Source organism: Halovibrio variabilis (assembly GCF_007991175.1).
Classification (GTDB): Bacteria; Pseudomonadota; Gammaproteobacteria; order Pseudomonadales; family Halomonadaceae; genus Vreelandella; species Vreelandella variabilis.
Window position 1 is genome coordinate 157,903 of sequence record NZ_BJXV01000012.1, and the last position, 12,838, is coordinate 170,740.

Here is a 12,838-nt window from a genome sequence, read left to right on the forward strand (position 1 = left end):
AGAACTTGCACCGATGCTCAGTTAAACAGGCCACGCAGACCGTCGCGGAGCTCTTGGGCAGCGCCTTCGCCAAGGCGCTCATCCAAGCCGTCTAAAGAATCGCCTAAGCGCTCTTCCAGCTCTTCATTCACACGCTCTCCGGCTTCGTTACGCAGCAGGTCAACCACGGCGGTCTGGAACATTTCGCGGTCAAAGCGACACCACTCGGTACGCTCATCGCCCAGATGGCCCTCGCAGCGTACCGGAAGCGGCAGCTGCTCAAGGCGTGGATTGACTTCGCAGGCCACGTCGGCGGTATCAACCAAACGCGCATTCGCGCGGGTATCAAAGTTCATGCTGGTCAGGTTGAATTCACCCTCGCCCTGCACATCAATGCCCGGCAAGGTAATCAGCAAGTTGTCGCTTGCCACCACACCATTGTTAATTTGCAAGGTCGCCTCAAAGCGCTCAAAGCGGGAATCAGGATGCCAGTCGCGCTGAGTGCCCTCGCCTGCTTCTAACTGGGCAACCAGTTCGCACATTTGCTGAGAGATGTTGGTGTCTAAAATAGCCCCGTCGTTTAAGCGAGCCGCGAGCGTGCCATTGAGGTTGCTGATCAGTGATTCCCGCGTGTTGCCTTGGCTTGTCAGGTCGCCAGATAAGTCAAAGCGCCCGCGTAGCGGTGACGCCTCTTCGTCTGCGCTGATGGTTTCAATCAACGGCGCCACTTGGACGTTGCTAATCGTCGGCGACAGCAGCCACTCTAGCACTGACCCCGTGGCATCCACCTGACCGGTGGCGTTGAGTTGACCCTGGTAGAAACCTGACTCAAACGCCGTTAGCCGCTGGACGCCGTTATCCCCGCGCAGCTGCAAACGCGGGTTATCGAACGTCAACCCAGCAAAAACCAGCTTATCGACACTCAAATCGCCCTCCAGCGTTAATTCACCGAGCACGGTTTGTGGCAGCAGCGAGTCACCGTTTTGCGCGAAGGCTTTGCGAAAAAGGCCACGGCTGGCCTGCTTCGCCGTGGCCGCCCCGGGTAAGTAGTGGTCCAGCGTTAACTGATCGCCAGCCAAGTCGAACGCTAGCCGAGAGCCGTCCAGTGCCGCCGATAGCTCACCGGTAAACGTGCTGTCGTCCACCACCAGCGAGAGGCTGGGCAGCGAGAACTGCTCTGTGTCGCCTTTAATCGGACTGGTCATCGCCACATCGCTGAGTGCGGATTCGCCAGCGGTGGTAAGGGTAATGCCTGCACGGGAAAGCCATGGGCGCAGCGTGAAGGGGGCAGCCGTTATCTGCCCACTATAAGTCGGCGCGTCGCGGAGTTGCGCCAGGTTTAAATGCCCACTAACGCGCAGGCCGTCTGGCCCGGTCAGTTGCAGTTCTTTCAGCTGAGCAGTTTGCGCTTGCCAGTCGCCTTCCAACCCAAAGGCAAGCGCCAGCGCTAGGCTGCCCTGCCAGTTTTCGGCATTACGTAGCCCTGCTTCAAGCAACCCCTCTTTAATGGAGAGTTGTTGCTCGCCCATACGAGCGACTATTTCGGCGGCTTTTAAGCTGAGCTGTTGTGGCTCTTCATTAGCCTTGGTGTGCGTGCGCGTGGACAGGGCGGTATTTTCGAGTACGAACAACTCCTCTTCCAAACCCAGCCGCATGCGCGTTTCAAGGTTCACCTCGCTGGTCATGTCGGGGTCGCGCTCCAGCACCTCCGCATCCAGGCGGTTATGCTTGGTCAGGGTAAACATGGCTTTAAGCGGAAAGGCGCGCACCGGGTTGACGTTGCTACCCGAGATATTGAGTTGTTGCAGGCGCCACAGCGCTTCGGTTTGCGCATCGCGAAAGCGAATATCGGCGTTTTTCACTTCAACGCTGGCGATACTCAATACCACGGCCAAGTTACCGGCGTCGGCATTGGGGCCTGCACTGGCAGGCGCCAGCACCGTTTCCGCCGCGCCACTGTTTTGTTCGGATAGCCGCTCTAACAAGGGTTCCCAGTTACCTTGACCTTGAGCGTCGCGCTCTAGATTCAGGCGCACACCGTCCAGCGTTAAGCCATCAACGGCAATTTCCCCACGCAGCAGCGGGCCGAACGCCACACTCACCTCCGCACGATCAACCGCGGCAAAAGCGGGGTTGTCTTCAGGCTGCTCGGGCAACCAGGTCCGCGCCTGCTCTACGCTGACACCGATCCGCGGGTAGAATGACCAGTTAATCGGGCCATCCAGTGCTAGATGGAGACCGGTTTGCTCTTCCACGACGGCGGTTAAGCGGGGCTTGAAGTCTTCGGGATCAAGAAAGGTGGTCACATAGACCACGGCGGCGACCGCGACGATGGCAAGGATGCCAACGGCCGCCAGTAAAATACGTAATAACTGTTTCATCTACCCTTTCCCTTGTGGGTCTAACTCAACAAAATCGCTGGTAGCAGGCATGCCCGCTAGCGGAGTGTCTGGATTGGTCATTGGCCGATAACCTAATTTAGATAGCAGTACACGGTCGGCCAGTGGCAGTGAAGAGGTTTCAATTCGCAGCACGCGACCTTCTTGTTTGGCCTGCTCGCCCAACAACGCCATTAAGCGCGAACCGACACCACGACGGCGCGTCGTTTTGCGTACACACAGCTCTGAAAGCCACCAGGCCCGGTCTTCGCCTTCCTGCACAGCGACCGCCCCCAGCAGCCGGTCGTTAAAGTGCGCGCAGGCAAAAAAGTGCTGGCCTTTAAAATGCTGCTCAATAAACGGCTCGACCGTTGGGGTCGGCATGCGCTCTTGGGGCGCATCCTGGTAAATGCGAACTAGGTCAAGGCGCACCTGCTCGTCGGCTTGCCAACGGGCTTGGTCGACATGCTGAAGTGTCACCGGCATGGTGAAATCCTCTTCGCCTAAGCAGCTTGGCTGCTGTTTGTGTCGTTGTTAATAACGGCTACATGTCACGCATTGTAGCGGATGAGGGTGCCAATTCACTATAATGGTCGCTTTGCCACAGGCTGATCAAACAGTGGTAACTTGATGCAGAGTCACCGACTGCCACTTAGGGTCATTTATTCTTAAGGACCGTTCTTAAGGACCGTTCTTAAGGACCGTTCCTAAGGGCTATTCCTCAGAGCGCGCCACAGCGCAGGAGATGCAACATGTCAGCGCGTATTGCCACAGTGAGCCGTGACACCAACGAAACGCAGATCAAGGTCAGCGTCAACCTCGATGGCGAAGGTCGTCTTAGCTGCCAAACCGGCGTTGCGTTTCTGGATCATATGCTTGATCAGGTTGCCCGCCATGGAATGATTGATCTCGACATCAACGCGACGGGTGACCTGCATATTGACGACCACCATACCGTAGAAGACCTGGGTATTACCCTAGGCCAAGCTTTTTTTAAAGCGATTGGCGATAAGCGCGGCATTTATCGGTATGGTCACGCCTATGTGCCCCTTGATGAAGCACTCTCCCGGGTAGTCATCGACTTTTCCGGGCGCCCAGGGCTATATATGAACGTTGAGTTCACTCGCGATACCATTGGCAGCTTGGACACCCAGTTGTTCTGGGAGTTTTTCCAAGGTTTCGTCAATCACGCTCGTGTCACCCTGCATATCGACAACATCAAAGGCTTTAATGCTCATCACCAGGCGGAAACAATTTTTAAAGCCTTCGGGCGCGCCCTGCGCATGGCCGTGGCGGAAGACCCGCGCATGGCAGGCCAAATGCCTTCCACCAAAGGGAGCCTTTAATGCTGCGTCATGTCATGCGTAAGGCCACGGGCTATGTCGTTAACCCCATTTTGTCTACTTCTCTAAGGAGCGCTTCATGACCATTGCTGTGATCGACTATGGAATGGGCAACCTGCATTCTGTGGCCAAGGCGCTGGAGCATGTGACGCATGAGAATGTAGTCATTACCCGCGACCCACGCCGCATTCTTGGCGCAACCCGCTTAGTACTGCCTGGCCAAGGGGCTATTCGCGACTGCGTTGGCGAGCTTGAACGCACCGAATTACGCGGACTGGTAGAAGATATTTTAACCCGCCAGGCTAAGCCGTTACTGGGCATCTGCGTGGGCCAGCAGATGCTCCTCGAGCGCAGTGAGGAGAACGGCGGCGTGGAGTGCCTGGGCTTCTTTAAAGGCAGCGTGGACCGTTTCCCAAGTGACATGCGCGACGCCCACGAACAACGCCTGAAAGTGCCGCATATGGGCTGGAACGTGGTCGAGCAGCATCACGATCACCCGCTGTGGGCCGGCATTGATAACCGCGAACACTTCTACTTCGTACACAGCTACTACGTTAATGCCGCTGACGACGCGCAAGTATTGGGTACGACCCAATACGGCAAGATCAGCGCCCACGTGGCTATTGGCCGTGACGCGACCTTCGCGGTGCAGTTCCACCCCGAAAAAAGCTCCCGCGCGGGCCTGCGCCTGCTCGAAAACTTTGTCACCTGGACGCCCTGAGAGGATGGTTTATGTTGGTAATTCCCGCGATTGATCTCAAAGACGGCCAGTGCGTCCGGCTGAAACAAGGCCGTATGGAAGACGCCACCTCCTACGGCGACGACCCGGTAGCCATGGCGGCACGCTGGGTGGAAGCCGGCGCCCGCCGCCTGCACCTGGTGGACTTGAACGGTGCCTTTGAAGGCAAACCGGTTAATGGCGACGCGGTTACCGCGATCGCCCGTGCCTACCCTGACCTGCCGATTCAAATCGGTGGCGGCATTCGCAGCGCGGACACCATCGAGCACTACTTGAATGCCGGGGTCTCCTACGTGATTATCGGCACCAAAGCGGTTAAAGAGCCCGCGTTTGTGGGTGAGATGTGCCGCGCTTTCCCTGGCCATGTGATTGTTGGGCTTGATGCCAAGGATGGCTATGTCGCGACCGACGGCTGGGCCGAAGTCTCGACGATGAAAGCCACCGAACTGGCCAAGCGTTTCGCCAACGACGGGGTCTCCAGCATTGTCTACACCGATATCGCCCGCGATGGCATGATGCAGGGCGTTAACGTAGAAGCTACCGCGCAACTGGCTCGCGAAGGCGGTTTACCGGTGATCGCGTCGGGTGGCGTCACCAACCTTGACGATATCAAAACACTCTGTGCGGCGGCTGACAGCGGCATCTTGGGGGCGATCACTGGGCGCGCTATTTATGAAGGCAGCCTCGACCTTGCGGAGGCCCAGCGATTGAGCGACCAACTAACGGGAGGCGGCTCATGAGCCTTACCAAACGCATTATCCCCTGCCTGGATGTCGACGCTGGCCGCGTGGTCAAGGGCGTTAACTTTGTGGGCATTCGCGATGCCGGCGACCCGGTAGAGATTGCCCAGCGCTATAACCAGCAGGGTGCCGACGAAATCACCTTCCTCGATATTACGGCTAGCCACGAAGATCGCGATACGACCGTCGAAATGGTTGAGCGTATTGCCGGGGAAGTGTTTATCCCGCTGACCGTGGGTGGCGGCATTCGCAGCTGTGACGACATTCGCACCATGTTGAACGCCGGGGCGGATAAAGTCTCGATCAACACCGCGGCGGTCACCAACCCTGAGTTTGTGCGCGAAGCCGCCGAGCGCTTTGGCAGCCAGTGCATTGTGGTGGCGATTGACGCCAAGCGGGTTTCTGGAGAGGGTGAGACGCCGCGCTGGGAAATATTCACCCACGGCGGCCGCCGCCCAACGGGACTGGATGCGGTCGAGTGGGCGAAGAAGATGGTGGATTTCGGCGCGGGTGAACTGCTACTGACCAGCATGGACCGCGATGGTACCAAGGTTGGCTTTGACCTGGGCGTGACCCACGCGATTTCTGAAGCGGTCAGCGTGCCGGTGATTGCCTCAGGCGGTGTTGGCAATCTGGATCACTTTGTTGATGGCGTTTTGAAAGGCGGCGCTGATGCGGTGCTGGCAGCGAGTATTTTCCACTTTGGCGAGTACACCATTCCTGAAGCAAAGCGCTACATGGCCGAACGCGGTATCGACATGCGGCTTTAGCGCTAGTCTTCAAGAACGTCAGCCTGCCGGGGCGTTACGCTCCGGCATCCTCCAGCGTTAAACCCAAGTTACTGATACCGCCATTGCGGCCCAACTGGCGCACTTCTTTCAGCGCTGCCTTATCCAGCGGTTGGCTGACGGCTTCTAGCACGGCGTCTTGAAAATCGTTTTCATCGGCCATTAGCGGGTGGTCACGAATCATCAGGGCAAGTGTTGCCGCGTCATCTTCACCTTCGGTGAGCTCTATAAAGGCGCGCACGCCCGCACGGGAGGTGCGGCTCACATCCAGCACGGCCTCGGGGGATTCGCCCTGCAGGGTATCCAGCAGCGCCGACACAGCCACCACGGCATCAAGGGCGCGCCGGGCGCCAAAGCTGTCATCCTCTGCCGGTGGCTCGCACTCGGCGAGTTTTTCCGCTTGGCGGGCAAAATCGATGCTGGCATTGGGCACGTTGAGCCGCTCCCAGACCAAACTCAGCACGGCGTTGAGCGTATGACCATCACCCTGCCCCGTGGTTTGTTCGTACAGCGCGTAGTTTGGCAACAAGCGCTCGCATAGCGCCGCCATAAAGGCCTGTTGGGCAGGTAATGGGAGTGCTTGCAGCTGTTGGTAAAAGCCCTGAGGGTTCGACACCATACTGATTTCCTGAATCGCTTAACGGGGGATATTGGTGAAAATTCGCGGTTACGTTATTGTCACCGTATGGCATTGGGGAATCCCCCCAATGCCTTGATGATTGTACGGCCGGCGAGGAGATTATCATGCATATTCATCTGCTACAGCACGGCCCTGACCACGGCCCCGCCCGTGTCACCGACTGGCTCACCAGTATGGGCCATAGCTACACTATTTTTCATCTCTACGCAGGCGAGCTAACGCCACGCCCTGGCGAGTGCGACGCGCTGATTGTGCTCGATGGGCCAGAAGAGCACCTTGATCACCCTCCTGCGTGGTTTAAGGCGGAGGATAAACTCATCAACCGCTACCTGGATGGCCAAAAACCGCTGCTGGGTATCGGCATGGGCGCCCACTGGATTGCCCAAGCGCTAGGCGCGGTGGTAGGCCCTGGCACTTACCTTGAGGCGGGCTGGCATAGCATCACCCTAGCGCCGGAAAGCGCGCTGGATTTACCCGAAGCGTTCGCGGCTTTTATGTGGCATCGCTATGTCTTCAGCTTGCCTGAGGATGCGTTCCCGCTAGGCGGTAGCGAAGCGGCGCCGCTGCAGGGTTTTACCTGGGACAGCGGCCGGGTAATCGGTCTGTTATGCCATTTGGAAGCGACCCCCACCAGCGTGAAACAGCTACTTAGCGCCGCCCCGCTCACTCAGGGCACTTCACCGGCAGCGGGGCGCTATGTGCAAGACAACGCCCAAATTCTCGACAACCCCAATCGCTTTGTTCACCTCGCGCCGCTACTTGATCGCGTCATGACCCAGTGGCTTAACGCCGCATAATAGCGGTATCCCGTCAGTTAACGGTTCCACTGCCTGGCCGCCGCTAGGCAGCTGTCCCAGTCGCCCACGTGGATTTCTGGCGGCGCCGTGTCACGCTGCTTGTCTAAATGGTAGCGATAAAGCGGGTCGTAGTACTCGGTGAGTAGCGGCGCTAGCCAGGCTTCGTGGGCTTGCGGGTTGCCTTGGGCATGCGCCTTAAACGCCAACGTCTGTAGCCGCTGTAAACGCTGCAGGCGGGCGTTACCCAGGCGTTTTCCCAAGCGAATAAGGGCGTTGCTTAACTGCGCTTGCATTAATTGCCAGCCTTGATCGCTGCCGTAGCGGGCAGTGTAGGCTTGCTCCAAGTCGATAATATAATCCTGCTGAATCTGGGCAAGCCGCCAATCCAATGGCATTTCGATACGGATCCGAGGCGCTTGCTGCAGCCCCCGCCAAAAATTGAGCGGGATGTTGGCATGACCAATGTGGCGGGACTCATCTTCGATGACCAGCCCTTCGGGCAGCCCGATTAGCCGCTTGGCCAGCGCATGCTCAAAGTTGATTTGGGTAGCGGGCTCTTCGGGCCTGCGCCCAAAGGCAGAGCCTTTATGGTGGGCGTAGGCTTCTAGATCGACACCGTTGTCAAGCTGGTTAATCAGTGTTGTTTTAGCACACCCGGTTAGCCCGGCGATCACCAGCATCGGCTGCAAGGCCGCGGCGTCGATACGCCCACATAGCGCTTGGCGCATGGTTTTCCAACCGCCCTCCAGGCGCGGCCTTGAAATACCCGCTTCTGCCAACCACCGCTGAGCAATTTGCGAGCGCAGCCCGCCGCGAAAGCAGTAAATCAGCGCATCCGGATGCTCGGCTAAATACGCCTGCCACGCTGCAATACGGGCCTGCTTGATCTCACCACTGACCAAGCGCTCGCCTAGCTCAATCGCCGCGGCCTGGCCGTGCTTTTTATAAGCAATGCCTACTTGGCGACGCTCTTCGTCTACCATCAAGGGGAGATTAACGGCCCCCGGCAGCGCGCCTTGGGCAAACTCTACCGGGGCACGCACATCGATTAACGGTCGACCTTCACTGATCAAACTCAACACAGTTGGCGTCGTCTGTGTCACCCAACTACCTCAATCAACGCCTTACCTTGACGCGCTCTCATGACACCAAATGACTGCAGGGTTAAGCCGAACTCTCGGCCGATACGCTCAACGTCGTCCTCCCATGCTGGGTTAACGCTGAGCAGCAGGCCGCCGGAGGTTTGCGGATCACACAGCCACTGCCAGTGGGCTTCGTCCATGGCGGGGAAACCTTCCCCCAGGGCGTCGCGATTACGCTGCGTGCCGCCGGGCACGGCGCCTTGGCGGCGGTATGTCTCTGCTTCGGCTAGACGCGGCAGGCGGCGAAAGTCAATTTGCGCCATGACGTTGCTGGCCTGACATATTTCAGACAGATGCCCTGCCAAACCAAACCCGGTGACGTCGGTCATGGCGTTAACGCCTTTCACGTCGGCAAGCTTCATACCAATGCTATTGGACTTGAGCATGGTTTCGCGGGCGAGGCCGTGATGGCCGGTTTCCAGCAAACCACGCTTTTCCGCCGTGGTTAACATCCCTATCCCTAGCGGTTTGGTTAAGAACAATAGATCCCCAGGCTGAGCGGTGCTGTTGAGCTTGAGCTTGTCGAGATCCACTAAGCCGTTCACGGCAAGCCCGAAAATCGGCTCGGGCGCATCAATAGAGTGGCCACCGGCCAGGGCGACGCCTAATTCACGACACACGGCCTGCGCCCCCGCCATGACATCACCCGCGACTTCGGCACTGAGCTTATCCAGCGGCCAGCCTAAAATGCCCAGCGCCATGACCGGCGTGCCCCCCATGGCATAAACATCGCTGATGGCATTGGTGGCAGCGATACGCCCGAAATCGAAGGGGTCATCGACAATCGGCATAAAAAAGTCGGTGGTGGCGATCATGCCGCGGCCATCGCCAAGGTCGTACACCGCTGCATCTTCGCGCCCATTATTGCCCACAATGAGATGCTGATGACCCGCTGCAGGCCCTGCCTTGGCTAGAATGCCATCCAGCACATCGGGGGCAATTTTACAGCCGCAGCCAGCACCGTGGCTATATTGGGTCAAACGAATCGAACTCATGGTGTCTCTCCTTGGCACTTTAGGGGGGATATCATTAGTTTAGTCCACTCTTTGGTCTACAGGGCTTCTAAGGCATCGCTGAGTTTATCCACGGCAATCACCTCCATGCCCTTGGGCGCCTGCTTAGGCGCATTGCCACGCGGCACGATCGCACGCAAGAAGCCGTGCTTGGCCGCTTCAGCAATGCGCTCTTGGCCGCTGGGCACCGGGCGTATCTCGCCCGATAGACCCACCTCGCCAAATACCACTAACTCTTTGGGTAGTGCGCGATTTTGCAGGCTAGAAACCACTGCTAGCAGCACCGCCAGATCGGCGCTGGTTTCAAGCACTTTTACACCGCCCACCACGTTCAGGAACACATCCTGATCGCCAGTAAACAGGCCACCATGTCGATTGAGTACCGCCAACAGCATGGCTAAACGGTTTTGATCCACGCCAACCGCTACACGTCGCGGGTTGCCCAACGCCGACTCATCGACCAGCGCCTGCACCTCAACCAAAATAGGCCGAGTGCCTTCCCACACCACCATGACAAGGCTGCCGGGGGCCTGCACTTCCTGGCGGGAAAGAAAGATCGCACTGGGATTTTTAACCTCTTTGAGGCCTTGCTCAAGCATGGCGAAAACGCCGAGCTCATTCACGGCGCCAAAGCGATTTTTCTGACCGCGTAGGGTGCGAAAGCGGGAGTCTGCACCGCCCTCCAGCAACAGGGAGGCATCAATCATATGCTCAAGCACTTTCGGCCCCGCCAACGAGCCATCTTTCGTCACATGCCCCACTAGCAACAAAACCGTATTGGTCTTCTTGGCAAACCGGGTTAACGCAGCAGCTGACTCGCGCACCTGGGCAACGCCCCCCGGCGCCGAGCTAATATCCTCCAAATGCATGGTTTGGATCGAGTCGATCACCAGGATTTCCGGCTTTTCTCGCTCCGATACCGCCAGAATGGTTTCTACGCTGGTCTCGGCGAGCATTTTCAAACCGCTGGTAGGCAGCTGCAGGCGATGAGCACGCATGGCTACCTGGGAGAGCGATTCCTCTCCCGTCACATAGAGAATACGCCGCTGCTGGGCCAGTTTGCAGGCGGTTTGTAGCAGTAAGGTTGATTTTCCCGCCCCAGGATTGCCGCCTAACAGCACCGCCGAGCCGGGCACAAGCCCACCGCCCAGTACGCGGTCAAACTCCGCAAACGTAGAACTCATCCGCGGCACTTCGCTGAGATCAACATTGCCCAGATCAATCACTTCCCGGGAAAGATCACCCGTGTAGCCAGAACGGCCAGGGGCGGCACCGCCACCGGGACGCGCACTCGCTAAATGAACTTCGCTTAGGGTATTCCACTCCTGGCAACTGCTGCATTGCCCCTGCCATTTGCGATACTCAGCGCCGCACTCGGTACACACAAAGGCGCTTTTGGCTTTGGCCACTGCGATGACGCTCCTATCACGATGATGACTGAGCAACGTCCGAAGAGAGTTGCTCAGTAAGGGTTATACATACAAAAGGCGGCCGAAGGCCGCCTTTGCGATGCTTACGACTAACTTACTGGCGCGTTAGCTGTAGCATCTCACCATTTTCAAAACGGCGGCGCTCTGGATCAATCAACTCCAAGGTATTCTCATTGATACGCATGAAGTAATAGATTTGACCGTCGCCATCCGGCGTCAGCTCGTAAACGGTCGCGTCCGGATCAGACGGCGTGCCGGTCAACACTTCCCAGTTACCCGCGTAGTTTTCGTCCGGCGGGGTTTGGGGGTGGTTACGGTAAGAAGCGTTCAACGTGAAGGTGCGCTCTTCAGCTGCGCTGGTTTCTTCCCCTATCATCGTGACATCCAGATCGATACCGTCGCAGTTACGGCACGGCAGCGAGCCCTGGTAATTTTGCTGTGCGGCCGCTACTTCTTCTTGCGGCTGTTCCATCGGGCCGCTCGCACAGCCAGCCAGCAGTGCCAACATAGCCGAACCGGCTAGCAAACTCTTGAGTTGCATTTGAGTGTCTCCTTAATCTCGTGTTGGACGTCACATCTATGGTTGCGCAGTTGTGACAGCATAACTGCTACAAGGTGCAACGCACACCCCTAGCACTGCGAATGCTTGCGCTTGGTTAGTCTTCAAGCGACCATGGCGTATCTTGTTACGCTAATCAGGTTACCCCCATGAGCCAATACTGGAGTCCGGCCGTTCGCGAATTAACGCCTTATGTACCCGGCGAACAACCACGCGAGCAGCTTGTTAAGCTCAATACCAATGAAAACCCTTACCCGCCTGCACCGGGCGTCGGTGAAGCGCTGCGCGATTACGCCACCGACCATCTGCGGCTCTATCCGGACCCCACCTCCGCGTCGCTTCGGGCAGCGCTGGCGGAAACGCTTAACGTTCACAGTCGCCAAATTTTTGTGGGCAACGGTTCCGATGAGGTGCTGGCGTTTGCCTTTCAGGCATTTTTTTGCCACAACGCGCCGCTTGATGTACCTGCCATCACCTATAGCTTTTATCCCGTGTACGCCAATCTCTACGGCGTAGAGCTACGCAAGCATCCGCTTAATGCCCAGTGGGAAGTCGATACGCAGGCGCTCGCCGATGGCGGCGAACGCAGCGGGGTTATTTTTGCCAATCCCAATGCGCCGACCGGCCATGCGCATTCGCTGGCGACCATTGAAGCACTGCTTCAGCGGGTGACGGACCGAGTGGTACTGGTGGACGAGGCGTATGTCGATTTTGGCGCTGAAAGCGCCGTCGCGCTGGTTAACCGCTACCCGAACCTGCTAGTCACTAGCACGTTTTCGAAGTCACGCAGCTTAGCAGGTTTGCGCTTAGGCTACGCAGTAGGCTCAGAGGAGCTAATCGACGGGCTACAGCGGGTCAAAGACTCCTTCAACTCTTATCCAGTGGATAGCTTGGCAAGCTTAGTGGGCATTGCTGCACTAAAGGATACAGAGCATTTTGAGGCCTGCCGCGAGCATGTGATCACCACCCGTGAGCGTACCCGTCAACGTCTTGAAGGGTTGGGATTTGAGGTATTGCCATCCAAGGCGAACTTTGTGCTTACCCAGCACCCTGAGCATGCCGGTCCTCAACTATTTGCTGGCCTACGCGAGCGTGGCATCCTGGTGCGCCACTTTAATACCCCAGAGCTCAACAACTTCCTACGTATCACTATAGGGACTGATGATGAGATGGATAGTTTGATGGAAGCGCTAGAGGTGATTTGCGGTTAAGCGTTACAGCTTTCTATAAGAAGCACTTGCAGGTAAAGAAGCTTCCAGCTTAGTAGGCGCACCGTGGGAGGCAGCTTTA

Annotated in this window: 13 protein-coding genes; 6 read left to right on the forward strand and 7 right to left on the reverse strand. The window is 57.6% G+C overall.

Annotation, left to right across the window (positions count from 1 at the left end):
• Nucleotides 1-17: 17 nt before the first annotated feature.
• The gene (locus tag HVA01_RS12120) at nt 18-2,360 is read right to left on the reverse strand and encodes an AsmA family protein (protein WP_146875670.1); all 2,343 of its coding nucleotides are present in this window, start codon (nt 2,358-2,360) and stop codon (nt 18-20) included.
• Nucleotides 2,361-2,843, reverse strand: a complete 483-nt coding sequence (locus HVA01_RS12125; RefSeq protein ID WP_146875671.1) for a GNAT family N-acetyltransferase — start codon at nt 2,841-2,843, stop codon at nt 2,361-2,363.
• A 266-nt stretch (nt 2,844-3,109) separates the two neighbouring features.
• On the opposite strand from HVA01_RS12125, the gene hisB reads away from it, so the two are divergent.
• From hisB to hisF, 4 genes are all read left to right on the forward strand, one after another.
• On the forward strand, nt 3,110-3,703 hold the full coding sequence (gene hisB, locus HVA01_RS12130) for an imidazoleglycerol-phosphate dehydratase HisB (RefSeq protein ID WP_146875672.1): 594 nt from the start codon (nt 3,110-3,112) through the stop codon (nt 3,701-3,703).
• Between the two features lie 76 nt (nt 3,704-3,779).
• Nucleotides 3,780-4,421: an imidazole glycerol phosphate synthase subunit HisH gene (gene hisH / locus HVA01_RS12135; RefSeq protein ID WP_146875673.1), complete on the forward strand. Its 642-nt coding sequence runs from the start codon at nt 3,780-3,782 to the stop codon at nt 4,419-4,421.
• Nucleotides 4,422-4,432: 11 nt separating this feature from the next.
• Complete coding sequence (gene hisA / locus HVA01_RS12140) at nt 4,433-5,179, forward strand: 1-(5-phosphoribosyl)-5-[(5-phosphoribosylamino)methylideneamino]imidazole-4-carboxamide isomerase (protein WP_146875674.1); 747 nt, start codon at nt 4,433-4,435, stop codon at nt 5,177-5,179.
• Entirely contained in the window at nt 5,176-5,949 is a 774-nt protein-coding gene (hisF, locus tag HVA01_RS12145) for an imidazole glycerol phosphate synthase subunit HisF (protein WP_146875675.1), read from the forward strand. Before hisA ends, hisF begins: the two co-directional genes overlap by 4 nt.
• Before the next feature lie 34 nt (nt 5,950-5,983).
• On the opposite strand, the gene HVA01_RS12150 is transcribed toward hisF, so the two are convergent.
• The gene (locus HVA01_RS12150; protein ID WP_146875676.1) at nt 5,984-6,586 is read right to left on the reverse strand and encodes a YjaG family protein; all 603 of its coding nucleotides are present in this window, start codon (nt 6,584-6,586) and stop codon (nt 5,984-5,986) included.
• Nucleotides 6,587-6,711: 125 nt separating this feature from the next.
• On the opposite strand from HVA01_RS12150, the gene HVA01_RS12155 reads away from it, so the two are divergent.
• Nucleotides 6,712-7,404, forward strand: a complete 693-nt coding sequence (locus HVA01_RS12155; RefSeq protein ID WP_146875677.1) for a type 1 glutamine amidotransferase — start codon at nt 6,712-6,714, stop codon at nt 7,402-7,404.
• A gap of 17 nt (nt 7,405-7,421) precedes the next feature.
• Here HVA01_RS12155 and mnmH read toward each other — a convergent pair whose 3' ends face one another.
• The 4 genes from mnmH to HVA01_RS12175 all read right to left on the reverse strand — a co-directional run bounded on the left by mnmH (nt 7,422) and on the right by HVA01_RS12175 (nt 11,530).
• The gene (gene mnmH / locus HVA01_RS12160; RefSeq protein WP_146875678.1) at nt 7,422-8,507 is read right to left on the reverse strand and encodes a tRNA 2-selenouridine(34) synthase MnmH; all 1,086 of its coding nucleotides are present in this window, start codon (nt 8,505-8,507) and stop codon (nt 7,422-7,424) included.
• Nucleotides 8,504-9,541, reverse strand: a complete 1,038-nt coding sequence (selD, locus tag HVA01_RS12165; RefSeq protein ID WP_146875679.1) for a selenide, water dikinase SelD — start codon at nt 9,539-9,541, stop codon at nt 8,504-8,506. Before selD ends, mnmH begins: the two co-directional genes overlap by 4 nt.
• Before the next feature lie 56 nt (nt 9,542-9,597).
• Nucleotides 9,598-10,968: a DNA repair protein RadA gene (radA, locus tag HVA01_RS12170; protein ID WP_146875680.1), complete on the reverse strand. Its 1,371-nt coding sequence runs from the start codon at nt 10,966-10,968 to the stop codon at nt 9,598-9,600.
• Nucleotides 10,969-11,083: 115 nt separating this feature from the next.
• Nucleotides 11,084-11,530, reverse strand: a complete 447-nt coding sequence (locus HVA01_RS12175; RefSeq protein WP_146875681.1) for a copper resistance protein NlpE N-terminal domain-containing protein — start codon at nt 11,528-11,530, stop codon at nt 11,084-11,086.
• A 167-nt stretch (nt 11,531-11,697) separates the two neighbouring features.
• On the opposite strand from HVA01_RS12175, the gene hisC reads away from it, so the two are divergent.
• Nucleotides 11,698-12,759 carry a histidinol-phosphate transaminase gene (hisC, locus tag HVA01_RS12180; RefSeq protein ID WP_146875682.1) on the forward strand — a complete coding sequence of 354 codons (1,062 nt, stop codon included), beginning with the start codon at nt 11,698-11,700 and terminating at the stop codon, nt 12,757-12,759.
• Nucleotides 12,760-12,838 lie beyond the last annotated feature (79 nt).